General features: G+C 73.9%; 24 protein-coding genes. 13 read left to right on the forward strand and 11 right to left on the reverse strand.

Translation table 11 applies throughout. The annotated features are described in order from the left end of the window. Nucleotides 1-252: 252 nt before the first annotated feature. The 3 genes from OG861_RS07105 to OG861_RS07115 are packed head-to-tail and all read left to right on the forward strand — an operon-like array spanning nt 253 to nt 2,855. Entirely contained in the window at nt 253-1,812 is a 1,560-nt protein-coding gene (locus tag OG861_RS07105) for an acyl-CoA carboxylase subunit beta (protein ID WP_330261494.1), read from the forward strand. Nucleotides 1,813-1,843: 31 nt separating this feature from the next. Beyond that, nucleotides 1,844-2,044 (forward strand): acyl-CoA carboxylase epsilon subunit, encoded by a 201-nt coding sequence (locus OG861_RS07110; protein ID WP_330261495.1) that lies wholly within the window; start codon nt 1,844-1,846, stop codon nt 2,042-2,044. A 52-nt stretch (nt 2,045-2,096) separates the two neighbouring features. Continuing rightward, the gene (locus OG861_RS07115) at nt 2,097-2,855 is read left to right on the forward strand and encodes a thioesterase II family protein (protein ID WP_330261496.1); all 759 of its coding nucleotides are present in this window, start codon (nt 2,097-2,099) and stop codon (nt 2,853-2,855) included. Between the two features lie 55 nt (nt 2,856-2,910). Here the strand turns inward: OG861_RS07115 and pqqB are convergent, their stop codons facing one another. The 5 genes from pqqB to pqqA form a co-directional block, all read right to left on the reverse strand. Beyond that, entirely contained in the window at nt 2,911-3,810 is a 900-nt protein-coding gene (pqqB, locus tag OG861_RS07120; RefSeq protein ID WP_330261497.1) for a pyrroloquinoline quinone biosynthesis protein PqqB, read from the reverse strand. Further along, nucleotides 3,807-4,931: a pyrroloquinoline quinone biosynthesis protein PqqE gene (pqqE, locus tag OG861_RS07125; protein WP_330261498.1), complete on the reverse strand. Its 1,125-nt coding sequence runs from the start codon at nt 4,929-4,931 to the stop codon at nt 3,807-3,809. Before pqqE ends, pqqB begins: the two co-directional genes overlap by 4 nt. Further along, entirely contained in the window at nt 4,922-5,176 is a 255-nt protein-coding gene (pqqD, locus tag OG861_RS07130; protein ID WP_329199387.1) for a pyrroloquinoline quinone biosynthesis peptide chaperone PqqD, read from the reverse strand. The genes pqqE and pqqD overlap by 10 nt, the downstream gene beginning before the upstream one ends. A gap of 40 nt (nt 5,177-5,216) precedes the next feature. Further along, a complete protein-coding gene (pqqC, locus tag OG861_RS07135; protein ID WP_330261499.1) occupies nt 5,217-5,915 on the reverse strand; it encodes a pyrroloquinoline-quinone synthase PqqC in 699 nt (232 codons plus the stop codon). 83 nt (nt 5,916-5,998) lie between these two features. Beyond that, nucleotides 5,999-6,118, reverse strand: coding sequence for a pyrroloquinoline quinone precursor peptide PqqA (pqqA, locus tag OG861_RS07140; protein ID WP_190187566.1), 120 nt, complete (start codon nt 6,116-6,118; stop codon nt 5,999-6,001). A 172-nt stretch (nt 6,119-6,290) separates the two neighbouring features. Between pqqA and OG861_RS07145 the strand changes: the two genes are divergently transcribed. The 4 genes from OG861_RS07145 to OG861_RS07160 all read left to right on the forward strand — a co-directional run bounded on the left by OG861_RS07145 (nt 6,291) and on the right by OG861_RS07160 (nt 9,916). Further along, complete coding sequence (locus tag OG861_RS07145; protein WP_329199381.1) at nt 6,291-6,923, forward strand: hypothetical protein; 633 nt, start codon at nt 6,291-6,293, stop codon at nt 6,921-6,923. Nucleotides 6,924-7,037: 114 nt separating this feature from the next. Continuing rightward, the gene (locus tag OG861_RS07150; protein ID WP_329202536.1) at nt 7,038-7,268 is read left to right on the forward strand and encodes a ferredoxin; all 231 of its coding nucleotides are present in this window, start codon (nt 7,038-7,040) and stop codon (nt 7,266-7,268) included. Further along, complete coding sequence (locus OG861_RS07155; protein ID WP_330261500.1) at nt 7,261-8,652, forward strand: NAD(P)/FAD-dependent oxidoreductase; 1,392 nt, start codon at nt 7,261-7,263, stop codon at nt 8,650-8,652. Before OG861_RS07150 ends, OG861_RS07155 begins: the two co-directional genes overlap by 8 nt. Nucleotides 8,653-8,677: 25 nt before the next feature. After that, nucleotides 8,678-9,916, forward strand: a complete 1,239-nt coding sequence (locus OG861_RS07160) for a cytochrome P450 (RefSeq protein WP_330261501.1) — start codon at nt 8,678-8,680, stop codon at nt 9,914-9,916. A 39-nt stretch (nt 9,917-9,955) separates the two neighbouring features. On the opposite strand, the gene OG861_RS07165 is transcribed toward OG861_RS07160, so the two are convergent. Continuing rightward, nucleotides 9,956-10,690, reverse strand: coding sequence for a tyrosine-protein phosphatase (locus tag OG861_RS07165; RefSeq protein ID WP_330261502.1), 735 nt, complete (start codon nt 10,688-10,690; stop codon nt 9,956-9,958). Nucleotides 10,691-10,757: 67 nt separating this feature from the next. Next, nucleotides 10,758-11,426, reverse strand: coding sequence for an O-methyltransferase (locus tag OG861_RS07170; RefSeq protein WP_329199374.1), 669 nt, complete (start codon nt 11,424-11,426; stop codon nt 10,758-10,760). Between the two features lie 241 nt (nt 11,427-11,667). Here OG861_RS07170 and OG861_RS07175 point away from each other — a divergent pair, with 241 nt between their 5' ends. Beyond that, nucleotides 11,668-14,004 carry an immune inhibitor A domain-containing protein gene (locus OG861_RS07175; RefSeq protein ID WP_330261503.1) on the forward strand — a complete coding sequence of 779 codons (2,337 nt, stop codon included), beginning with the start codon at nt 11,668-11,670 and terminating at the stop codon, nt 14,002-14,004. A gap of 66 nt (nt 14,005-14,070) precedes the next feature. Here OG861_RS07175 and OG861_RS07180 read toward each other — a convergent pair whose 3' ends face one another. Next, entirely contained in the window at nt 14,071-15,123 is a 1,053-nt protein-coding gene (locus tag OG861_RS07180) for a phosphatidylinositol-specific phospholipase C domain-containing protein (protein WP_330261504.1), read from the reverse strand. A 203-nt stretch (nt 15,124-15,326) separates the two neighbouring features. Between OG861_RS07180 and OG861_RS07185 the strand changes: the two genes are divergently transcribed. The 5 genes from OG861_RS07185 to lepB all read left to right on the forward strand — a co-directional run bounded on the left by OG861_RS07185 (nt 15,327) and on the right by lepB (nt 20,119). Beyond that, on the forward strand, nt 15,327-16,301 hold the full coding sequence (locus OG861_RS07185) for a trypsin-like serine peptidase (RefSeq protein WP_329199367.1): 975 nt from the start codon (nt 15,327-15,329) through the stop codon (nt 16,299-16,301). A gap of 254 nt (nt 16,302-16,555) precedes the next feature. Next, on the forward strand, nt 16,556-17,824 hold the full coding sequence (gene cbiE / locus OG861_RS07190; RefSeq protein WP_330261505.1) for a precorrin-6y C5,15-methyltransferase (decarboxylating) subunit CbiE: 1,269 nt from the start codon (nt 16,556-16,558) through the stop codon (nt 17,822-17,824). Beyond that, complete coding sequence (gene cobM / locus OG861_RS07195; RefSeq protein WP_329199363.1) at nt 17,821-18,570, forward strand: precorrin-4 C(11)-methyltransferase; 750 nt, start codon at nt 17,821-17,823, stop codon at nt 18,568-18,570. Before cbiE ends, cobM begins: the two co-directional genes overlap by 4 nt. Beyond that, nucleotides 18,560-19,321: a cobalt-precorrin-6A reductase gene (locus OG861_RS07200; protein WP_330261506.1), complete on the forward strand. Its 762-nt coding sequence runs from the start codon at nt 18,560-18,562 to the stop codon at nt 19,319-19,321. Before cobM ends, OG861_RS07200 begins: the two co-directional genes overlap by 11 nt. Before the next feature lie 96 nt (nt 19,322-19,417). Further along, nucleotides 19,418-20,119 (forward strand): signal peptidase I, encoded by a 702-nt coding sequence (gene lepB, locus OG861_RS07205; protein WP_330261507.1) that lies wholly within the window; start codon nt 19,418-19,420, stop codon nt 20,117-20,119. Nucleotides 20,120-20,202: 83 nt separating this feature from the next. Here the strand turns inward: lepB and OG861_RS07210 are convergent, their stop codons facing one another. From OG861_RS07210 to cobG, 3 genes are read right to left on the reverse strand one after another with little or no spacing between them, the layout of a single operon-like run. Next, nucleotides 20,203-21,708, reverse strand: a complete 1,506-nt coding sequence (locus OG861_RS07210; protein ID WP_330261508.1) for a precorrin-2 C(20)-methyltransferase — start codon at nt 21,706-21,708, stop codon at nt 20,203-20,205. Further along, nucleotides 21,705-22,352, reverse strand: a complete 648-nt coding sequence (locus tag OG861_RS07215; protein WP_330261509.1) for a precorrin-8X methylmutase — start codon at nt 22,350-22,352, stop codon at nt 21,705-21,707. Before OG861_RS07215 ends, OG861_RS07210 begins: the two co-directional genes overlap by 4 nt. Beyond that, a complete protein-coding gene (gene cobG / locus OG861_RS07220; RefSeq protein ID WP_443064456.1) occupies nt 22,349-23,650 on the reverse strand; it encodes a precorrin-3B synthase in 1,302 nt (433 codons plus the stop codon). Before cobG ends, OG861_RS07215 begins: the two co-directional genes overlap by 4 nt. Between the last annotated feature and the right edge of the window lie 51 nt (nt 23,651-23,701).

Here is a 23,701-nt window from a genome sequence, read left to right on the forward strand (position 1 = left end):
CGCGAACGGGCGCGACACCCCTATCCCCCCAGGTGTTGACCCTGCCCGCGGCCGGCCCCCACGGCGCCCGGCGACCCGCGCCCGGGCGCCCGGTGGGACGACGTGCCAGCTGGGCAGGGGTGCGGGGCGCTACGGGCGCGGTCAGGGGGGTGGTCGGTGTTCTCGGCGCGCTCCCCGGACGCCTTCAATGGCACGCACTGCCCAGGGCGCCGCCTCCCGCGGGCCCCCGAGGCGAGAAGAGACGGGTGGAGCATGACAGTTGCCGATGTGAACGTGCGAGTGGCCGAACTGGGAGCGATCAAGGAGTCGGCCGAGCTGGGCCCGTCGCCGAGCGCGTCGCAGGCGCAGCACGCCCGGGGCAAGCTGACGGTGCGCGAGCGGCTGGACCTGCTGTTCGATCCGGGCACGTTCCGGGAGATCGAGCAGCTGCGCCGTCACCGGGCTTCCGGATTCGGGCTGGAGGACCGCCGGCCGCACACCGACGGCGTGGTGACGGGCTGGGGCAAGGTCGACGGCCGCCGGGTGTTCGTGTACGCGCACGACTTCCGGATCTTCGGCGGCTCGCTCGGTGAGGCCCACGCGCAGAAGATCCACAAGGTGATGGACCTCGCGGTCGCGGCGGGCGCCCCGCTGGTCTCGCTGAGCGACGGCGCGGGGGCCCGTATCCAGGAGGGCGTGACCGCGCTCGCCGGGTACGGCGGCATCTTCCGCCGCAACGTCGCCGCCTCCGGGGTGATCCCGCAGATCAGCGTGATGCTCGGGCCGTGCGCGGGCGGAGCGACGTACTCCCCCGCCCTGACGGACTACGTGTTCATGGTCCGTGACATCGCGCAGATGTACATCACGGGCCCTGACGTGGTGCAGGCGGTGACGGGCGAGCGGATCAGCCACAACGACCTCGGCGGCGCGCAGGTGCACTCGTCGGTGTCCGGCGCGAGCGCGTTCCTGTACGACACGGAGGAGGAGTGCCTGGAGGAGGTGCGCCACCTGCTGTCGCTGCTTCCTTCCAACAACCGGGAGCTGCCGCCGTCGGTGGCGGCGGACGATCCGGCCGACCGGCGGTGCGGGGCGCTGGCGGAGCTGGTGCCGGCCGATCCCAACCGCTCGTACGACATGCGCGCCGTGATCGAGGAGATCGTCGACGACGGGGACCTGTTCGAGGTCCACGCCAACTGGGCGACCAACATCATCTGCGGTCTGGCCCGGCTGGACGGGCACGTGGTCGGCATCGTCGCCAACCAGCCCGCCTCCCTCGCCGGCGTGCTGGACATCCACGCCTCGGAGAAGGCCGCCCGGTTCGTGCAGACCTGCGACGCGTTCAGCATCCCGCTGGTGACGCTCGTGGACGTGCCGGGCTTCCTGCCGGGCAGCGACCAGGAGCACAACGGGGTCATCCGGCACGGTGCGAAGCTGCTGTACGCGTACTGCGCGGCCACGGTGCCGCGGGTGCAGGTGATCCTGCGCAAGGCGTACGGCGGCGCGTACATCGTCATGGACTCGCGCTCGATCGGCGCGGACCTGTCGTTCGCGTGGCCCACCAACGAGATCGCCGTGATGGGTGCGGAGGGCGCGGCGAACGTCGTCTTCCGCCGGGAGATCGCCGCCGCGGACGACCCGGAGGCGGCGCGCGCGCAGCGCGTCAAGCAGTACCGCCAAGAGCTGATGCACCCCTACTACGCGGCCGAACGCGGCCTCGTGGACGACGTCATCGACCCGGCCATGACCCGGCAGGTGCTGGTGGACGCCCTGGAGGCGCTGCGGGCCAAGCACGTGCCGCTGCCCGAACGCAAGCACGGCAACCCGCCGTTCTGACCGCCGCACGCAAGAGCGAGGAGTACGCCCGATGACCGAGCGGGCCGAACCACTGATGAGGATCGGGCGCGGGACCCCGGACGGCGCCGAACTCGCCGCGCTCCTCCTGGTGTTGCTCGCCGCCGGCCGGCAGCGGGAGCACCCCGGCGCGGACGCCGCGCACGGGCCCCGGGCCGCCGCCTGGGGTCCGGCGCGCGGCTGGCGCCCGCCCGGCACCTGGACCGCCCGGTGAACCGGGCAGCTTCCCCACGCACCACACCTCACGGAACGGGACACCGAACGACATGACCGCGACCACGACCACGACCGCAGGCGCCTGGCTGCGCCGGTTCCACCCCGCCGAGGACGCGCCCGTACGGCTGGTCTGCCTGCCGCACGCGGGCGGCTCGGCCAGCTACTACTTCCCGGTGTCCCGGGCCCTGTCCCCGCAGGCCGACGTGGTGGCCGTGCAGTACCCGGGCCGCCAGGACCGCCGCCACGAGCCGTGCCTGGACGACGTACGGGAGCTCGCCGACCGGGTGGTGGCGCAGCTGCTGCCGTGGTGCGACCGGCCGGTGGCGCTGTTCGGGCACAGCCTGGGCGCGACCCTCGGCTTCGAGGTGGCGCTGCGGCTGGAGGAGGCCGGGCACCCGCCGGTTGCGCTGTTCGCGTCGGGCCGCCGGGCGCCGTCCCGGCACCGGGAGGACGAACGGATCCACCTCGCACCGGACGAGCGGCTGCTGGCCACCATCAAGGGGATGAGCGGTACGGATCCCGCCGTGCTCGCCGACGACGAACTGCTGCGGGCGGTGCTGCCGGCGATCCGCGGCGACTACAAGGCCGCGGAGAGCTACCGGTACCGGCCGGGACCGCTGCTGAACTGCCCGGTGCTGGTGCTGAACGGGGACGCCGACCCGGAGGTGACCGCCCTGGAGGCCGAGGGCTGGACCGACCACACGAGGGGTCCCGTGTCCTTCCACTGGTTCACCGGGGGGCACTTCTACCTGAACGAGCACGCCGCAGAGGTCATCGGCCTGGTCCGCAGGCGCCTCGCAGGGTCCTGAACGCGCGGGGGTCCGGCCGCCGTGCGGGCAGCCGGACCCCCTCGCCTTCGGGTGCTCAGAGTTCCAGGCGCGTTCCGTCCGCCGGGATCTGCGCCCCGGCCCCGCGGACCTCCAGGTGCTCCTCGGAGCGGGGATCGGCCATCGCGTTGGTGTTGTTCAGGTGCGTGTACGCCCACCGGGTCTCCGGCCGCGTGGCGCGCAGCCGCCGGACGTGCTCCAGGCTGGCGCCCTCCCCCACCACCGGCAGGTGGCCCATCGCCGCCTGCGGTGCCGTCGTCCCCGCGGCGCCCGTCGCACCGCCGAACTCCCGCGCCGTGTGGAACGTACCGTCGAGCAGTACGTAGCCGGCGCCCGCCGTGAAGGCGTCGAAGCCGTCGGGCCAGCCGGCCAGGCAGGGCGCGTACACGAAGGCGCCGCCCGTGGCCGGGTCCTCGAATCGGTAGGCGACCACCCACGGTCCCGCTTCGGCCGACGTACGCGCGTACTTGGGGCGTTTGTCGCCGACCGCGAAGGCGGTGACCCGCAGCCCCCCGATGTCCCTCGCTCCGCCCGCCGCGAGCTCGGACCATTCCCAGCCGCTGTAGCCGCCGAGGATCCCGCGCACCGGGAAGCCGTCGTCCAGCGCCCCGAGTACGGCCCGGCTCGCCCACACCCGCAGCCCGCCGCCTTCGCGGAGCATCATCAGGCCGAGGGTGTGGTCGAGTTCGGCGTCGGTGAGCAGCACCCCGCGCACCGGGGTCTGGCGGGGGCCGGGGCCGGCAGCCAGCTCCGGGGTCGCGAGGATCTGCGCGCGGATGTCGGGCGAGGCGTTGACGAGGTACCAGTCGCGGCCGTTCGCGCTGACGGCGACGCCGTCCTGGCTGCGGGCGGGCGCACCCGAGGTGCACACCGGGCAGGCGCAGTTCCACTGCGGGCAGCCGCCGCCGGCCGCCGTGCCGAGCAGGATGACCTTCACCGGCGCACCGCCGCAACCGGGCGGGGTCCGCGCATGACCATCTCGGGCACAGCCGCGCCGGGCGTGGCCAGCAGCAGGTCGACGACGCCGCGCCGGTCCGACTTGGAGCAGACGGGGTCGGTCGCGGCCGCGTCCCCGGTGAGCAGGAACGCCTGGCAGCGGCAGCCGCCGTGGTCGACGGAGCGCCGGTCGCAGCTGCGGCACAGGTCCGGCATCCATTCCTCGCCGCGGTAGGCGTTGAAGGAGCCGGACTTGTACCAGATGTCGCCGAGGGGGGTGTCCTTGACGTTGTCGAGGGTGAGGGTGGTGATCGCGCCGGCCGCGGGGCAGGGCAGCACGGTGCCGTCGGGGGCGACCGTGAGCTGGAGCGCGCCCCAGCCGTGCATGCACGGCTTGGGGTAGGGCTCGTAGTAGTCCGCGAGCACGTACACGATCTCCATCGTGCCTTTGAGCCGCTCGATGGCGGCCCGGACGACCGGTTCGGCCGCCGCCAGCTGGTCGGGGGTGGGCATCAGGGCGGCCCGGTTGCGCAGGGCCCAGCCGTAGTACTGGGTGTTGGCGAGCTCCAGGCGGTCGGCGCCCATGGCTTCGGCGAGTTCGATGAGGCCGGCGAGCTGGTCGTGGTTGCCGCGGTGCAGGACGGCGTTGACGGTCAGGGGCAGGCCGCGTGCGCGGACCAGCGCCGCGGCGGTGATCTTGTGGTGGTGGGCCCGGGCGCCGGCGAGGAGGTCGGCCCGTTCGGCTGTCGCACCCTGCACCGACAGCTGTACGTGGTCCAGGCCGCGCTCGGCCAGGTCCGCGAGGCGTGCTTCGGTCAGTCCGAGACCGCTCGTGACGAGGTTGACGTACGCGCCGAGGCCGCTCACGTGCGAGACGAGCTCGGGCAGGTCGGGGCGGGCCAGCGGCTCGCCGCCCGACAGGTGCACCTGCAGGACGCCGATCTCGCGGGCCTGGGTGAACACCTCCGTCCACTGCGCAGTGGTCAACTCCTTCTCGCGCTCGATGAGTTCGAGCGGGTTGGAGCAGTATCCGCAGTGCAGCGGGCAGCGGTGGGTGAGTTCGGCGAGCAGCCCCAGCGGCGGGGCGGCGGCCGGTGTCTGCGGTGCGGGGGTCAGGTCCATCGGACGACTCCGTTCTCGGCGAGCCGTGCCAGCACCGCACCGACCTCTTCCTCGCGCACCCCGGCGTACGTGGCGCCCAGCGCCTCGGCGATCCCCGGTACGGTCGTCACCCCGTCGCACAGTTCGAGCACCGAGACGGCCGTGCGGTTGGGCACGAGCACGCCTTCGGGGTGGAGGACGACGTGGGTCTGCCGGGTCTTGTCGTAGATGAGCCGCACACCGCGGCCGAGTACGGGCCGCTCCACGGCCACTCCTTCTCGCAGGTCTCGCAGGTTCGGTTCCCCGTCACCCGGGCACGGTGACGGCGGCGCGTTCGATGGCGTCGAGCATCAGCCACAGCACCTCGCACTTGAAGCGGAGCGCGGCGACGGCCGCGTCCTGGTGCTCGCGGGTGGTGGCGTACCGGACGACGATGTCGAGGGTGCCCTTGCCCTCCCCGGAGACCGCTTCGATCCGGTCGGTGAAGTAGGCGAGGTCCTCGGCCCGGATCCAGTCGTAGTGGGCGAGCATGTCGGTGACCCTGCGGGTCATCAGGTGCCCGGCGAACATCTCCGTCAGGCCCGAGGCGATCGCCTCGGTCCACGGCTTCGTGCGGGCGAAGGTGACGTACGCGTCGACCGCGAACCGCACCCCGGGCAGCAGGTGGCGTTCGTCCAGCACCTCTTCGCGGGTCAGGCCCACGGCCTCGCACAGCCGCATCCAGCGCTCGATGCCGCCCTCGTCGCCGGGGGTGCCGTCGTGGTAGGCGAGGCGGTCCACCCAGGCCCGCCGGACCTCGGGCAGCGGGCAGTTGCTGATGATCGCCGCGTCCTTCTGCGGCAGCATGCGCTGGTAGTACCAGCGGTTCGCGGCCCACAGCCGCAGCTCGCGCCGGTCCAGGGCGCCGCTGTGCAGGCGCCGGTGGAAGGGGTGGGCGCCCCAGTAGGAGGAGGACAGCCCGCGCAGGGCGCCGATGAACTCGGACTCGCCCAGAAGTGTGGTCATATCGGTTTCCCGCCCGTGGTCCGTCGTCCTGTGACCGTGGCGGGTGCCGGTGTGCGCCGGCCCCCGCCGTCCCGAGGGCCGGTTCACTTCTCCAGACGCGCGGCGTACGCGGTGACCTCGAAAGCCGTCTCGAAGGCGACGAAGTCGGGGGTCGTCCACACCTCGGTGGTCCACGCCTCGGGGGTCTCGGTGATCTCAGCCATGGGGTGCTCCTTCGCTCGATGCCCTGCCGATTCGGGCAGAAACCTACGGCCGCCGGCGGCCGCCGCCGATCCCCTAAACACCCCTGACCACCGCCCGGCACCCCTGCCACGGGCGTCACCCGGCCGGCTGACCCCGTTGGCCGTCTGGCGCCGGGCCCGGCTTGCTGGACGGATGAGACAGCGATCACCGGGCGCGTCCCGGACCCAGAACCTGGAGACGCCCCGGGCGGCGGGAATGGCGGGCATCGTCTTCGCGGTCCTGCTGGCCGCGGCGATCGTGCTCGCCCGTCTCGCGCTGCCGGAAGGAGCCGGCGACTCCGCGGTGCAGCCCGACGCGGGACAGCGCAGCCAGCTGAGCACGGCCGTGGCACTCGTCCCCTTCGCCGGCATCGCCTTCCTGTGGTTCATGGGCGCCGTGCGCGCGCACACCGGGGAGGCCGAGGACCGGTTCGTGGCCACCGTCTTCCTGGGCAGCGGACTGGTCTTCGTCGCCTCCCTCTTCGGCGCCTCCGCGGCCGCCGGGACCGTGCTCTCCGCCCACCAGCCGCAGGACTTCGGCCGGTACTTCGCGTACGAGCTGCTCACGACGTACGGCATGCGGATGGCCGCCGTCTTCGTCTTCGCGACGTCCACCATCGGACGCAAGCTGGGCGTCTTCCCCCGCGCGCTGAGCGTGGCCGGGCTCGTGGCCGGCCTGGCGCTCCTGGTGGTGGGCTCCTCCGTGCCGTGGTCCGAGCTGGTCTTCCCCGCCTGGGCGCTCCTGATCAGCCTGTACATCCTGCGGGCCGCCCGCCCCGCTCCCTGAGGGCGCGGGAGCGGGCGGCCGTCACCCCGATGGTCCGCCCGGACGGGCCGGAACGGCGCGCGCACGGCACGCTGGTCCGGGGAGCCAGGGGGTCACCGAAAGGACCGCACGTTGCTGAGGCTTGTCGTCGATCTCAACCGGTGCCAGGGGTACGCGCAGTGCGCGTTCCTCGCGCCCGACGTCTTCGCGATGCACGGGGACGAGGGGCTCCTCTACGATCCGCAGGCCGAGGAGGCCCAGCGCGAGCGGCTGGCGCAGGCCGCCGCCGCCTGCCCCGTACAGGCCATCCTCGTCGACGACCTGGACCGCGACCTGGCGGGTGCCGCGGAGGGCCGCGATGCATGAAGTGACCCTGGACCACCTCAAGCGCGAGGGCCGGATCGTCGTGGTGGGAGCCTCGCTGGCCGGGCTGCGCGCCGCCGAGACCATCCGCGACAAGGGCTTCACCGGCTCGCTGACCATGATCGGTGACGAGCCGTACGAGCCGTACGACCGCCCGCCGCTCTCCAAGGGCGTCCTGCTCGGCAAGTCGACCGCCGAACGCACCGCGCTGCCCCGCCGCCGCGCCATCGACGCCGAGTGGCGGCTGGGCACGGCGGCGACCGGCCTCGACATGGCCGCCCGGCGCGTCAGGCTCGCCGACGGCGACGAGGTCCCGTACGACCGGCTGCTGATCGCGACCGGCGTACGGGCACGGCCCTGGCCGAACGCGGCCGAGGGCGAGCTCGACGGGGTGTTCGTGCTGCGCACCCGCGACGACGGCGCGGCGCTCGCGCGACGGCTGGACGCCGGACCCCGCAGGGTCCTGGTGATCGGCGCCGGGTTCACCGGCTCGGAGATCGCCTCGGCGTGCCGGGAACGCGGGGTGCAGGTCACCGTCGCCGAACGCGGCGACGCGCCCCTCGTGGGCGCGCTGGGCGGGGTGATCGGGGCGGTGGCCGCCGAACTCCAGCGGGAGAACGGCGTAGACCTGCGCACCGGCGTCATGGTCACCGCCCTGGAGGGCGACTCCACCGGACGGGTGCGGGCCGCGCACCTGTCCGACGGCACCACGCTGGAGTGCGACGTGGTCGTCGTCTCGCTGGGCGCCCAGCGCAACACCGAATGGCTGGCCGGCTCCGGACTCGGCGCGGGGCCGCGCGGCATCGCCTGCGACGCGGGCTGCCGGGCGTTCGACATCCGGGGCATCGTCACCGACGACATCTACGTCGCGGGCGACGTGGCCCGCTCCCCGCACCCCCTGTTCGGCTACCAGTTCCTGTCGCTGGAACACTGGGGCAACGCGGTCTCCCAGGCGGAGACCGCCGCCCACAACATGCTCAGCGTAAGCACGGACCGGCGGCCGCACATCTGGGTGCCGGCCTTCTGGTCCTCGCAGTTCGGGGTCAACATCAAGTCCGTCGGCGTGCCGTCGATGGGCTCCGAGATCATGATCGCCCAGGGTTCGCTCGCGGAACGCCGCTTCACCGGCGTGTACGGGTACCAGGGCCGCGTCATCGGGGCCGTCACCTTCGACAACGCCCGGTGGCTGCAGTTCTACCAGCAGCAGATCGAGACGACCGCGCCCTTCCCGGTGCCGTTCCCGACGGTCGACCGGCGCCCGGACGGCCACCGGCCCGTCCCGGCCGACTTCCCCGACCCGTCCGTGCCCACGCACGGGCCGACCATCACCCTCAGCGGATATTCGCCGGCCGACCGGCGGATGACGTTCACCCCCGCCGGGCACTGACCCGCAGGCCCCCGGAGGACCCGCAATGACCCACGGCATCCTGAGCGACATCCTGGACTACGCCAACCGCGCGAACCCGTACCCGCTGTACGAGGAACTGCGCAGGACTCCCGTCTTCCACGACGGGAGCGGGCCGTACGTCATCAGTACCTACTACGAGATCCAGGGCCTGCTGCACGACCCGAGGCTCAGCTCCGACGCCCGCAACCTGGCCGCGACGGCCGGGGACCCGCTGGCCGGGGAGGCCGAGGAGGAAGCGGCGCTGCCGCCCAGCTTCCTCAAGCTGGACCCGCCCGAACACGACCGGCTCCGCCGGATGACCAACCGGCCCTTTGGGCCGCCGCACTCCCCGCGCCGCGTGGACGGGATGCGCGACGACCTGCGCGCCATCGTCACGGGGCTCATCGACAACCTCGGGGACCCCGGACGGATCGACCTGGTCGACCAGTTCGCCTACCCGTTCCCCGTCACCATGATCTGCCGGCTGCTCGGGGTGCCGCGCGAGGACGAGCCCCGCTTCCACGTCTGGGCGGACACCCTCGCCGCGAGCCTGGACCCCGACCCTGACGCGGACCCCGCCGAACGGCAGCGCAAGACCCACGACTCCCGCATGGAGCTCGGCATGTACCTGGCCGGGCTGATCGAGGAGCGGCGCAAGCACCCCGGTGACGACATGCTGTCCCAACTGGCGGCCGGGCACGGTCAGGACGAGTCCATGTCCACCATGGAACTGCTCAGCACCGCCGCCCTGCTGCTGATCGCCGGCCACGAGACGACGGTCAACCTGATCACGAACGGGATGCTCACGCTGCTGCGCAACCCCGACGTACTGGAGCGGCTGCGCCGGGAGCCGGAGCTCGCGGCGCCGCTGGTGGAGGAGCTGCTGCGGTTCGAACCGCCGGTACAGCTGCTGCCGCAGCGCACCCCGCTCGTCGACATCGAGGTGGGCGGTGTCACCATCCCCAAGGGCTCCTCGATGTGGCTGATCCTCGCCTCGGGCAACCGGGACCCCAAGCGCTTCGAGAACCCCGACCGCTTCGATCCCGACCGCCGGGACGTCCAGCACCTGGGCCTCGGCAGCGGCATCCACAGCTGCTTCGGCGCCCCCCTGGCCCGCCTGGAGGCACAGCTCGCCCTCACCGAGCTGGCCCGCCGCCTGCACAACCCCCGCCTCCTGGAGGACCCGCCCCCGTACCGCCAGAACGCCGTCCTGCGCGGCCCCCGCCACCTCCGCATCGCCTGTGACGAGGTCCGCTCGGCCTAGAGCCGGGGTTCGACGACTGCCGGCCGCCCGCGCGTGCGCTCAGGCGGTCAGCAGTCGTTCGCGCAGGCGGAAGACCGTGGCCGGGGTGATGCCGACGCGGTCGAGGAGGTAGGCGCGGGGGGAGCCGTAGCGGGCCGTCAGATCGTCGAGGACGAGGGCGAGGACCGTCGCGGGGGCGCGGCCGTACGAGGGCCAGCCCATCGTGCGCCCCGGGTGGGCGGTGTGCCAGTCGGCGAGGAGGCGGGCCGTGGCCAGCTCGGTGAGGGCGAAGTCGGCCAGGACGTCCTCCCGGGAGACCCCGAGCAGCGTCAGCACGAAGGCGGCGATCAGCCCGGTGCGGTCCTTGCCGGAGGTGCAGTGGAACACCGTGGCCCCCGGCTCGGCCCCGGCGATCAGCTCCAGCGCGCCGCGGATCTCCTCGGCCCCGTCCTCGGTGACCTCGGCGGCGCGGTCCGCGAGGTAGCGCCAGGGGTCGACGGCGGGATCGATGGCGGCCTGGTCGTAGGGCCGGTGCTCGATGCTGAGGTTGGCGTACACGAACCGGTGCGCTTCGGGTACCCGCCCTTTGGCGTCGGCCTCCCACGGGTAGCGCAGGTCGATGACGGTCCGTATGCCGAGCTCCAGGAACCGCTGCCAGTCGGCGCCGCGGAGTTTGCCGAGGGAGTCGGCGCGGTAGAGCGCGCCCCAGGCGACCCGGCGGCCGTCGACGCCGCGGTAGCCACCCAGGTCGCGGAAGTTGTGCAGGCGTTCGAACTCGATGTGGCGACTCGTCACGTGCGGGCTCCTGTCCGGTGCGGTGGTCTTCCGGTCAGGATGATCCCTCAGCCGTCGCCTCCCGCGCTCAGCGTTTGCGCGCCACCGTGAGGCCGTCCGCGATCGGCAGCGTGACCGACTCGACCCGCTCGTCGGCCCGCACGTGCGCGTTGAACTCCCGGATGGCCAGGGCGTTTCCCGTGGCGTCGGGGCGGACCGCCTCGCCGCCGTACAGGACGTTGTCGGCGAGCAGCAGGCCGCCCGGGCGTACGCGGGGCACGAGTTCGTCCCAGTAGGCGCGGTACCCGGTCTTGTCGGCGTCCAGGAACACCAGGTCGATCACCGGCTCGGGCGGCAGGTCGCGCAGGGTCTCCAGGGCGGGGGCGATCCTCAGGTCGATGCGGTCGGCGACCCCGGCCGCCTTCCAGGCCTCCTGGGCGATGCTCGTCCACTCCTCGGAGACGTCACAGGTGAGGACCTTGCCGCCGGGGAGCAGGCCCTGGGCGAGGGCGAGCGTGGAGTATCCGGTGAAGGTGCCGACTTCGACGATGCGCAGGGCGCCGGCGAGCTTCGCCAGCAGGGTGAGGAGGACGCCCTGCTCGTGCGGGACCTGCATCTCGGACGGGCCGCCGAGGGCGTGCGTGCGCGCGATCAGCTGCCGTTGGACGGGGGTGGCGGGTTCGGCCTGGTCGACCAGGTAGGCGTACACCTCGGGCGTGAGGGGCACGGTCTTCGCTTCGTGGGGGGCACGGGGCATGGAGTTGCTCGGTCCTTTCTCAGGGGGTGCGCGGGGGGCGCGGTGGCCGTCATGTCCGGCCGCCCCGCCCCGCACACCTGGTTATCCAGCGGGGCAACGACGGCGCTGGCCCCTCGGAAACGGCGCATCCACCCCTCTATCCACGCCCTGTCACATGTGAAATATTACCTGCGCTCCCCGGCCGCCCCGCTGGCCGGCCCGTCGGCCGTCTCCCGGCCAACTCCTGGGAAGGACCCCCGCGTTGCGCAGACTTGCCGTGGCCGGAGCGGCGATATCACTCGCCCTCCTCGCCGCCACCCCCGCACTCGCCGCCTCACCCCCGCCGCCCCCACCCGCGACGGCCGGACGGCAGGCCCCGGCGGCCGCCCAGCAGGCCCCCGCCCCACCGCCCGCGCCGCTCGAACTCCAGCGCCAGGCCCTGCGCCGCCAGGCCCTCGAAGGGATCGCGGCCGGCGGCGGCAACGGCCCCGGCGCCCTGCGCGCCGAGTCCGACCGGACCCTCCCCCGCCAGGCAAAGGTCGGCGACCGGTACGTCGAACTCGCCCAGGAACGCAAGGACAAGGTCTTCGTGATCCTCGCCGAGTTCGGCGACCAGGTGGACACGACGACCGAGTACGAGGGCAAACCGCGGTTCGGCGGCACCCCCGGCCCCCGCCACAACACCATCGGCAAGCCGGCGGCCGACGACAACCACACGCTGTGGCGCAAGGACTTCGACCGCTCCTTCTACCAGCGGCAGTTCTTCTCCGACGCGCCGGAGTCGGCGAGCATGCGCGCCTACTACCGGCTCCAGTCCTCGGGCCGCTACGACATGGACGGCACCGTCACCGACTGGGTCAAGCTGCCCTGGAACGAGGCGCGTTACGGCACGGACAACTGCTCCGAGCCGGGCCAGTGCCGGACCAACTGGGACCTGGTCCGCGACGCCACCACCGCCTGGTACGACTCGGAGCGGGCGAAGGGACGTCCAGCCGCCGACATCAAGGCGCAGCTGGCCGAGTACGACCAGTGGGACCGCTACGACGCCGATCACGACGGCAACTTCAACGAACCCGACGGCTACCTCGACCACCTCGTCATCGTCCACGCGGGCAAGGACCAGACGTGGGGCGGCGGCGCCCAGGGCAAGGACGCCGTCTGGGCGCACCGCTGGTTCGCGTACTGGGACCAGGCCGGAAGCGCGGGTCCCGCGGGGAACAAGGCGGGCGGCACCCCCGTCGGGGACACCGGCATCTGGGCGGGCGACTACCTCACGGGTGGCGAGAACAGCGGCGCCGGCCTGTTCTCCCACGAGTTCGGCCACGACCTCGGCCTGCCGGACCTCTACAGCTCGGACGGGGACAACGGCGTCAACTTCTGGTCGCTGATGTCGTCGGCCTCCTACCTCGGCAAACGTCCCTCGAGCACCGGCGAGTTCCCCGGCGACCTCGATCCGTGGAGCAAGCTCCAGCTGGGCTGGCTTGAGTACACCGAGGCGGACGCCGGCCGCAGGACCCGCGCGACCCTCGGCGTGTCCGGGTACAACACCGAGGAGCCGCAGGCGCTGCTGGTGCACCTGCCGCCCTCACGGACCACGACCGAGCTGACCGACCCGTACGAAGGCCCGAGCCAGTGGTGGAGCGGCACCGGCGACTTCATGGACAACACGCTCGGCCGGACCGTCGACCTCACGGGCACGACCGGACCCGCCGTACTGGACGCCCGCGTCTGGTACGACATCGAGAAGGACTTCGACTTCCTGACGGTGGAGGCCTCCACCGACGGCGGCGCCGCCTGGACCCCGCTCCCGGCAACCGTCGACGGAACGCCGGTTCCGGCCAAGGGCGTCTCCGGCACCTCCGCCGGCTGGACGCGGCTGTCCGTCCCGCTCGACGCCTTCGCGGGCCGCGAGGTCCGGCTGCGGCTGCGCGTCACCTCGGACGGCAACACCCACGGCCGGGGCGTCACCTTCGACGACATCCGCATCACCGCGGGCGGCCGTGAGCTGCTGCACGACGGCGCGGAGCAGGGCGCGAACGGCTGGACGGCGCTCAAGTGGTCCCGCACGGAGGGCCGCAGCGGCAGCGAGGAGCACCCGCGCGCCTACTTCGTCGAGAACCGGCGCTACACGGGCTACGGCAGCCTGCTCAAGACGGGCCCGTACAACTTCGGTTTCACGGGCGACCGCGTCGAGTTCTTCCCGTACCAGGAGGGCGTGCTCGTCTGGCTCTGGGACACCGCGTTCAGCGACAACACCACCAAGGCGCACCCGGGCGGCGGCCTGCTGCTGCCGGTGGACGCCCGGCCGGAGCCGCTCAAGTTCACCGACGGCAGCCTCCTGAACGCCCGGGCGCAGACCTTCGACGCCCCGTTCTCGCTCCGCGCGAGCGGGCGGGTCGTGCTGCACAAGGCGGGGACCCCGCTGGTGATCCCCTCGCGGCCCGGAGTCGCGGTCTTCGACGACCGCCACGGCTCCTACTGGAACCCGGAAGTGCCGCAGCTCGGGGTCAAGGTCCCGGACACCGGCACCCGGATCGCGGTGGTGAAGGAGGCTTCGGGCGGCGCTCTGACGACGGTCCAGGTGAGCCCTTCCCCCTGAGCCCTTCCCCTGAGCCGGACGGTGGCCCCGCCGGCTCAGGGGGGCGCCGGGGCGCCCGGGCGGGGCCTACCCGCGGGGCACCACCGTCGCCAGGACCTTCGGCAGCGGGTACCAGTCCGCCGAGGCTATGGAGGCGTGGTGCCCCGCCATCAGCGCGAGCCGGTCCAGCGCCTGGGTCTCGGTCGGGTGGACGCCGTCGATGGCCGGGGCCACGCCCTGGGCGTCGGTGGCGATCAGCAGGTAGTGGTTGCGGTCGTACCAGCCGGTGTCGATGGAGCCGCCCGCGTACGCGGCCGCATCGCCGTCGAAGACCACGAACCAGGGCCGCAGCGAGGCATCGGCGTAGCGGGCCCGCGGATCGCCCGCCTCGGCGCGGTGCACGGCCGGGAAGGCGGCGGCGCTGCCCAGCCTGCCCGTGGAGGCGAGGCCGCGCAGGTGCGTCGCGTACTCCCGGTCCGTCCAGAGGGTGTCGGCGCCGTTGCCCTCCTCCAAGGTCCCGGGGATCAGCTCGACGAGGAACTTCCCGGCCATGGCGGCGCGGCTCGGCCAGGCCCCGGCGCGGGCCGCGGTGTCCAGGTCGGGGTAGCCGGCGGCCAGCTGCCCGGGACGGTAGACGGCGTCGCCCAGCTTGGCGGTGAGCAGCGCGTCGAGGTCGGCGGGACCGCGCCCCAGGTTGGCGGCGAAGCCGTCCTTGAGCTCCAGCTTGAGCACGACCGGGCGGTGGCCGGGGTGTGCGTCGTGCCAGCTGCGGATGTCGGACAGGCAGCCCGCGAGGTTCTGGTCGCGGGATTTGGTGCGCAGCTGGGCGGGGCTGGTGGCGTTCTCGCAGTTGCTGTTGTTGCCGAAGGGGTTGTCGTGCGAGACCCGCCAGGAGCTGCCGAAGAAGTTCGTCCACACGTCGAGTTCGAGCATGGCCGCGCCGGAGTCCAGTGCGTCCGCGAAGTAGGGGTACTTGGCCTTCTCGTAGGCGTTGTGCACGCCGACGCCGGTGGATCCGATGTAGGACAGCCCGTCCTCGGCCCCGGCGGGGGCCGCCGCGCCCAGGGCGAGGCCCAGGCCGAGCGCCGCCACGGCCAGACCGGCCAAGGCCGTGTCCCTCCACCTGTTGCGCAGTCTCATCTCTTCGGCTCCCCTCGGGTCCTTGTCGCTCAAGTCGCGTGGAGGCTAAGGGAGTTCGGTGACGTACGGAAGGACGCGGGATGTCGGGAAAGGGGGCGCGACCGTCCGGCTGTGAGCACCGACACACCGGAATGCGGAACTCCTGCCGCCCGCGCACCGTCGGACGGGACGTCGGAGGAACGTCAGGGGGCGGGGAGCGCCACATGGTCGGCAAGGTGAGGGACCGCGCGGTTCGGGTCTCCGTGCTGCTCGGAATCTGCCTCGCCCTGGTGGCCGGCGGGGCCCTGGTGTGGGGAGAGCTGCGCGCCGTCGCCTCGAACCGCGCCGACGGCGACCCTGGGCAGGGCAGCTACCTCCAGGACCCCGAGCGCGCCGACCGTACGGCCGGTGACGTCCTGGACGGGATCGTCGCCGAGGGCGAGGACCCGCCGGCCGACGCCACGGCCTTCGCGGGGACGGAGTCCGGCTCCGGGGCGTCCGGAGCCCCGGACCCGGTGCGGTGGGCGGACGGCGGCTGGCGGCCCTCCTCGCCGCTGCGGGCCCGCACGGCCCCCTCCGAGCCCGCGATCGGGGCGCTGTTCTCCCCCGGCAACGACTGGGACGCCGACCACCACTGCTCGGCGAGCGTGGTCCACTCGCCCGAGGGCGACCTCATCGCCACCGCCGCGCACTGCGTGTACCAGGACGGCTTCCGCACCAACCTGGCCTTCGTCCCCGGCTACCGCGACGGGAAGGCCCCGTTCGGCGTGTGGGTGCCCACCCGTATCGACGTGGACCCCCGCTGGACGGGCGACGAGGACCCGGACCACGACGTGGCCTTCCTGCGGCTGCGCCGGCCCGGGCACCCGGGTGAGCGGCTGGAGGACGTCACGGGCGCGCTGACGATCCGCTTCCGGCCCCGACTGCCGCTGCCCGCCCGGCTGGTCGGCTACCCGAACGACCGCGAGCAGCCGCTGGAGTGCTACAACACCGCCCGGGCCGAAGGGCCCACGCAGCTGCGGCTGGACTGCGCGGACGTACCGAACGGCACCAGCGGCGGCCCCGTGCTGACCGACGGGCACACCTTGATCGGGGTCATCGGCGGCCGCGACGGGGGCGGCGACGAGACGACCTCGTACAGCAGCTGGTTCGACGACTCCGTCCACGGCCTCTACACGCGGGCGACCGGGGGGCGCTGACCTCGGGCGGCGGTGCGGCGGGGCGGCAGGCGGCTGGGTGGTTGTCCGGTGCGTCGTCGTCCATGCCGCAGAGTCTGCGTGGGGGCCCGGCGCCGGAGCAGGGCCCATCCGGGGCGCCCGGGAGCGCGGCGGGGGCGGACGGGATTCACGCGAGGGCGCCCGCGCGGCACCCGGTGCCACCCTGGTCCCTTCCCCCGTCACCGCGCCCAGTAGGCTGCGGGTCCACCCGCTTCCCGTCCCCGAGGTTCCGCGCCGTGAGCTCCGCCGCACCCCCCCGCCCCGTGACGGTCGTCGGCCTCGGCGCCGACGGCTGGGCCGGGCTCACCGCCGCCGCGCGCTCCGCGCTGGCCACCGCCGAGGTGCTGATCGGCGGCCCTCGGCAGCTGGACCTGCTGCCGGCCGGGGAGTGCCCCGGTGAACGCGTCGCCTGGCCGAGTCCGCTGCGCCCCGCCGTGCCGAAGCTGATGGCCGAGCACGCCGGCCGCCGCATCGCCGTACTGGCCAGCGGCGACCCCATGTTCTACGGGATCGGCCGGGCCCTCGCGCAGGAGCTCGGACCACACGCCCTGCTGGTCCACCCGCACCCCTCCTCCGTGTCGTACGCGTGCGCCCGCCTGGGCTGGCCGGTGGAGGACATCGAGGTGGTCACGGTCGTCGGCCGCCCGCTGGCCCGGGTCGCGGCCGCGTTGTACGAGGGCCGGCGGCTGCTGGTACTGAGTGCCGGGGCGGCCTCCCCGGGCGAGATCGCCGCTCTGCTGAGGGAGCGGGGCTTCGGCCCCAGCCGGATGCGGGTGCTGGAACAGCTCGGCTCCGAGGACGAGACCGCGTACGAGGGCCACGCCGACACCTGGGACCGGGCGCCCGGCGACCCCCTGAACGTGGTCGCCGTGGAGTGCCGGCGCGACCCCGGCGCCGACGTGCCGCGGCTCGGCGCCACCCCCGGCCTGCCCGACACCGCCTACGAACACGACGGCCAGCTCACCAAACGGCACGTCCGCGCGGCGACCCTGTGCGCGCTCGCCCCGGCCCCCGGTGAACTGCTGTGGGACATCGGCGGCGGCTCGGGCTCGATCGGCATCGAGTGGATGCGTACGCACCCCTCCTGCCGCGCCGTGACGGTGGAACGGGTCCCGGAGCGGGCCGAGCGGATCACCCGCAACGCGGCGGCGCTCGGCGTGCCGGGCCTGCGGGTGGTCACCGGCGCCGCCCCGGCGGCGCTGATCGGACTGCCCGCCCCCGACGCGGTGTTCATCGGTGGCGGCCTGACCGCGCCGGGCCTGTTGGACGCGGCCTGGGCGGCGTTGGCCCCCGGCGGCCGGCTGGTGGTCAACACGGTCACCTTGGAGTCGGAGGCCGCATTGACCGACCGATACCGCCGGCACGGCGGTGAACTGGTGAAGCTGGCCGTCGCGCACGCCGTGCCGGTCGGCGGCTTCACGGGCTGGCGGCAGGCAATGCCCGTCACCCAGTGGACCGTGAGCAAGCCGTGGCCGACGGCGACAGAGACGAGGGAGCAGACATGACCGTGTACTTCATCGGAGCCGGCCCCGGCGCCGCCGACCTGATCACCGTGCGCGGCGCCCGGACCCTGGCGGCCGCCCCCGTCTGCCTGTACGCGGGCAGCCTCGTCCCGCGCGAGCTGCTGGCCGAATGCCCGCCGGGCGCCCGCCTGGTGGACACCTCGCAGCTCAACCTGGACGAGATCGTCGCCGAGTTCGTCCGGGCCGACGCCGCCGGCCAGGACGTGGCGCGGCTCCACTCCGGGGACCCGTCCGTCTTCTCCGCCGTCGCCGAGCAGATGCGCCGCCTCGACGCGGCCGGCATCCCGTACGAAGTCGTCCCGGGCGTACCGGCCTTCGCCGCGGCCGCGGCCGCGCTCAAGCGGGAGCTCACCGTCCCGACCGTGGGCCAGACCGTGATCCTGACCCGGATCGCCCAGCAGGCCACGCCGATGCCGCCCGGCGAGGACCTGGCCACGCTCGGCCGCAGCGGCGCACTGCTCGTCCTGCACCTGGCCACCCGCTACGCGGAGCGGGTCGTCGCCGAACTGCTGCCCCACTACGGGGCCGACTGCCCGGCGGCGGTCGTCGCGATGGCCAGCCGCCCCGACGAGCTGATCCTGCGCGGCACCCTCGCCGACATCGCGGACCAGGTGAAGGCGGCCGGACTGGTGCGCACCGCGGTGATCCTGGTGGGGCGCACCCTCGGCGCCGAGCAGTTCCGCGACAGCCACCTGTACTCCGCCGAACGGGACCGGCATGCCTGCTGATGCCGCCCCCGTGCGGCACGTCCTGATCCTGGGCGGCACGACGGAGGCCCGCCGCCTCGCGGAGGCCCTGGAGGCGGCCCCGTACCGGGTGACGACCTCGCTCGCGGGCCGGGTCGGCGCGCCGGTGCTGCCGCCCGGCGGCACGCGGATCGGCGGGTTCGGCGGCCCGGACGGCCTGGCTGCCTGGATCACCGCCCACGGGGTCACGCACCTGGTCGACGCCACGCACCCCTTCGCGGAGCGCATGAGCTTCAACGCGGCCCGGGCGGCGGCCCTTTCGGCGGTCCCGCTGCTGGCGTTGCGCCGTCCCGGCTGGACGGCGGGGCCCGGCGACGACTGGCACGTCACGGACTCCCTCGCCGGGGCGGCGGCGCTGCTGCCGGAGCTCGGCGCGCGGGTCTTCCTCACCACCGGCCGGATGGGCCTGCACCACTTCGCGCACCTCACCGAGCCCTGGTTCCTGGTGCGTTCGGTGGACGCCCCGGGCCCGCCCGCTCCCTCGCGCCTCGAAGTGCTGCTGGCGCGGGGCCCGTTCACCCTGGACGAGGAACGCGAACTGCTGGCCCGGCACCGGATCGACGTCCTGGTGACCAAGGACAGCGGTGGCGACGCCACCGCTCCGAAGCTCACCGCCGCCCGCGAGGCGGGCGTCCCGGTGGTCGTCGTACGCCGACCGCCGGTGCCGACGGGCGTGGCGGAGGCCTCCTCGGTGGAGGCGGCCCGGCGCTGGCTGTCGGCCCACCCGGCCTGATCCGCCCACCCGGCCTGATCCGCCCGCGCGCCGGGGCCGCGACGGCGTCTGTATAGGCTTCCCGGACACGCTGATGGCCGGAAAGAGATGGTGCTCATGGAACGCGTACCGGGGCGAAGACGGCTGGTCTGGGCAGTCGTGCTGTCGGCCGCCGGGGCGGCGCTGGCGGTAGTGCCCGCGGTGGGGGCGTACGCCCTGGGCGCCGACTCCGCGGTGAAGTCGTACTCCGTGCCCGGGGAGTCCATGGACCCGGCCTATCGGCGCGGCGACACGGTCTGGTGCGCCCTGGACGACGCGGACGGGCTGCACGTCGGGCGCGGCGACGTCGTGTTGGTCTCCGCCCGGGAGTGGAATCCCGACGGACTGCCCCTGCTCAAGCGCGTGGTGGCGGTCGGCGGCGACCGGATCTCCTACCGCACCGGCGATACGTCACTCCTGCTCAACGGCACGCCCTTGGACGAGCCCTACCTGAAGGACCGTTCGGTGCCGGCGGTGGTCCCCTTCGACATCACCGTGCCTGCGGGGCGGGTGTTCCTGATGGGCGACAACAGGGTCAACTCGGCTGATTCCTCGATGCACCTCGATGACGAGGGCAGTGGCTCGCTCCCCCTGTCGGCGGTGCGCGGCGAAGCCGTCGAGCGGCCGACGGCGCTGATCGTGGCGGGTGGGGCGCAGGTCCTCGGTCTGCTCGCCTTCGCCGTCGGCGCCGCTCTCGGCGTCGCGGCGTGGGTCGTCCGGCGCCGGGCGGCGGCGCGGGCACGGCGGGCCGCCGCCCCCTGGCCGGTTCCCGGGGCGTGAAAGGGACCGGAGCATGAAGGGGCCCCGGACGCGGCGACCCACGGTCGACGCGCCCGGGGCCCCAGGGCCTCAGCGACGGCCCGTCACGGGTAGCGGCGCGGGGTCCAGGTCAGGCGGGTCCCGTCGGCCCGCTCCGTGACCTGCGTCTGCGAGGAGCCGACCAGCAGGATCGTGCGCATGTCCACCTCTTCCGGGACCAGTGCGTCCAGCGTGACGATCCGGACGGACTGCTCGGGACCGCCCACGTCCCGCGCGACGACCACCGGGGTCTGCGGCGCGCGCAGTTCGAGCAGCAGCTCGCGGGCCTGCGCCACCTGCCAGGTCCGGCTGCGCGAGCCCGGGTTGTACAGGGCGAGCACGAGGTCGGCCTGCGCGGCGGACCGCAGCCGCTCCGCGATGACCTCCCAGGGCTTGAGCCGGTCGGAGAGGGAGATCGTGGCGTAGTCGTGGCCCAGCGGGGCCCCGGCCAAAGCGGCGGCCGCGTTGGCGGCGGTCACCCCCGGCAGGACCCGTACGGGCACGTCCTTGTACTCGGCCTGACCCGCGACCTCCAGGACCGCCGTGGCCATGGCGAAGACCCCGGGGTCACCGCCGGAGACCACCGCCACCCGCTTGCCGCGCCGGGCGAGGTCCAGGGCGAACTCGGCGCGCTCGGACTCCACCTTGTTGTCGGAGCCGTGCCGGACCTGGCCCGGCTTCACCGGCACCCGGTCCAGGTACGTGGTGTACCCGACGAGCGCCTCGGCGTCCGCGAGCGCCCGCCGGGTCTGCGGGGTCAGCCACAGCGGGCCGGCCGGCCCGGTCCCGACGACCACGACCTCGCCCGGCCCCGACGGCACGCTGCCCGGGTTGCCGACGCGGCTGGGCACGACGGCGACGGCGAAGTACGGCACGCTGTCCGGGTCGGTGTCGGCGAGGACGCCGGTGCGCTCCCCCGCCATCGTGGCGCGCTCGACGTAGCGGGCCTCGGCGAGCCGGCCGCTGCTCTCCATGGCCCGGCGCACGGCGGGGAAGGTGCGCCCGAGCTTCATCACCACCGCCGAGTCGGTGGCGGCGAGCCGGGCGGTGAGCTCCTCCTCGGGCAGGGTGCCGGGCAGGATGGTCAGTACCTCCTCGCCCTCCACGAGCGGGGTGCCCAGCCGCGCGGCGGCGGCGCTCACCGAGGTCACCCCGGGGATCACCTCGGCCTCATAACGGTCGGCGAGCCGCTTGTGCATGTGCATGTAGGAGCCGTAGAAGAGGGGGTCGCCCTCCGCGAGCACGGCGACGGTCCGGCCGGCGTCGAGGTGCGCGGCGAGGCGGGCGGCGGAAGCCTCGTAGAACTCCTCCATGGCGCCCTGGTAGCCGCCGGGGTGGTCGGTGGTCTCGGTGGTGACCGGGTAGACCAGCGGCTCCTCGATGTGGTCGGCGCGCAGGTGCTCCGCGGCGATCGAGCGGGCGATGGACCGGCCGTGGCGCGCGGAGTGGTACGCGACGACATCGGCTCCGGCGATCACCTCGACGGCCCGCAGGGTCATCAGGGAGGGGTCGCCGGGCCCGAGCCCCACACCGTAGAGCTTTCCGGCGCCGGTGCTGTTCGCGGTGCTCATTCTTCCTCGCTCGCGATCGCGTTGACGGCGGCGGCCGCGATGGCGCTGCCGCCGCGCCGACCCCGCACGATCAAGTGGTCCAGCGCGGAGGGGTGTGCGGCGAGCGCGTCCTTCGACTCGGCGGCGCCGATGAAACCGACCGGGACGCCGATCACGGCGGCGGGGCGGGGCGCGCCCTCCTCGATCATCTCCAGCAGCCGGAACAGCGCGGTCGGCGCGTTGCCCACGGCGATCACGGAGCCCTCCAACAGGCCCCGGTCACGCCACACTTCGAGGGCCGCGGCACTGCGGGTGGTGCCCCTCTTGGCGGCGAGCGCCGGGACGGCCGGGTCGGAGAGGGTGCAGATGACGTCGTTGTCCGCGGGCAGCCGCTTGCGGGTGACACCGCTCGCCACCATCTGTACGTCGCACAGGATCGGCGCACCGGCGTGCAGGGCGGCCCGTGCCCGCAGCACGACGTCGGGCGTGTAGCCCAGGTCCTGGGGCAGGTCGGTCATCCCGCAGGCGTGGATCATGCGCACCGCGACCTGGGCGACCGAGGCGGGCAGCCCGGAGAGGTCCGCCTCGGCGCGGATCGTGGCAAAGGACTGGCGGTAGATCGCCGCGCCGTCCTTCTCGTACTCGAACACTGTGTACTCGCTCATTTCTTCGCTGCGTCGTGGGAGGTGGTGCGGCGTGCGTCCCTGAGGGCCGCGGGAAGGTCGGGGGGCTGTACGCCGTGGCGGGGGGCACGGCCGGGGGCGCGGACGTCGTAACCGTCGGGGGTCGCGAGCACGTCCGCCCAGGCGGTCCCGCGCGGGTGTCCGCAGCGCCGTTCGCACCCCGACCAGTGCACGGGCAGCGGTCCGGCCGCGAGGGCGGTGACGGCCCGCGCGTCGGCGCGCACGTCGCTGTGGGACCGGGCGCATCCGGGGCGCCCCGTACAGGCCGTCACGGACCGCCAGGGATCGGTGGGGGTGGTGATCAGCCCGGCGTCGGCGAGGACGGCGAGGCCGCCGGCCGCGGTTGCGGCGGTCAGCCCGGGCACGACGACGCCGCGCCAGGGGGTCAGGCGCAGCTGCCCGGTGAGGCCGGCCAGGAGGTTCCACTGGGCGGTGGTGAGGCGCCCCAGGGGTGCGAGTACGGAGAGCGCCGCGCTCTGCCCGGGTCCTTCGACCAGACCGGGTTCGGGGGCGGCGCCCCGGGGCGCGCCGACGTCGGCCACGACGGTCGCGCGCACTGCGGCGCCCGCCAGCCGCTCGCCCAACTCCCCTACGGTGAGGGCTCGTTCGGCAGGCAGCTCGGCCACGCGCCAGGCCCGCGTCCCGGCGTCCCGGGCGGCGTCGAGGAAGTACCGGGCGGCGACCAGGGCGGCCCGCGGGGCGTCCGCCGCGGACACGAGCAGCCCTTCGCGGGCTCCGGCGGTCGTGAGCAGGGCGTGCCCGGGGTCGCGCGCGAGCAGGTTCACGTCGGCGTCGAGCGAGCTCACGTCGCCGCGACCGTCGTCGAGGGCGAAGAGGAAGCGCCCGGACAGCGCGACGGCCTCTTCGTCCCCGCAGAGCAGCCGGTCCAGTTCCGCGACCCAGGGCGCCACATCGGGCAGCCCGCTGCGGTCGAGCCCGGTCAGCGGCGAGGCGACGACGTTGCGAACCCGCTCGTGGGACGGGGCGGCCAGCAGCCCGGCGTCGGTCAGTGCGCCCGCGAGGTCCCCTCCGCACGACGCGCCCAGCCCACGCAGCTGCACGTTCCCGCGCGAGGTGAGGTCGACGTGCCCGTCGCCGAGCCGGTCCGCCGCATCGGCGAGCAGCCGGGCCGCGCGCGCTCCGAGCATCCCCCCGGGTATCCGCACCCGCGCGAGGTACCCGTCGTCCGCCGCATGCAACCGCAACGCGCCGGGACATGCGTCCCCGCGATCCCGTATGACGGGTTCATCCCGCGATGCGGCGGAAGGCGGCTGTGACATGGCCGCGAGCATACCCACGTTTGCCCACCCCCGACCTGTGTCCACCGCCAC

Origin of the sequence: Streptomyces sp. NBC_00539 (assembly GCF_036346105.1) — a bacterium.
Taxonomy (GTDB): Bacteria; Actinomycetota; Actinomycetes; order Streptomycetales; family Streptomycetaceae; genus Streptomyces.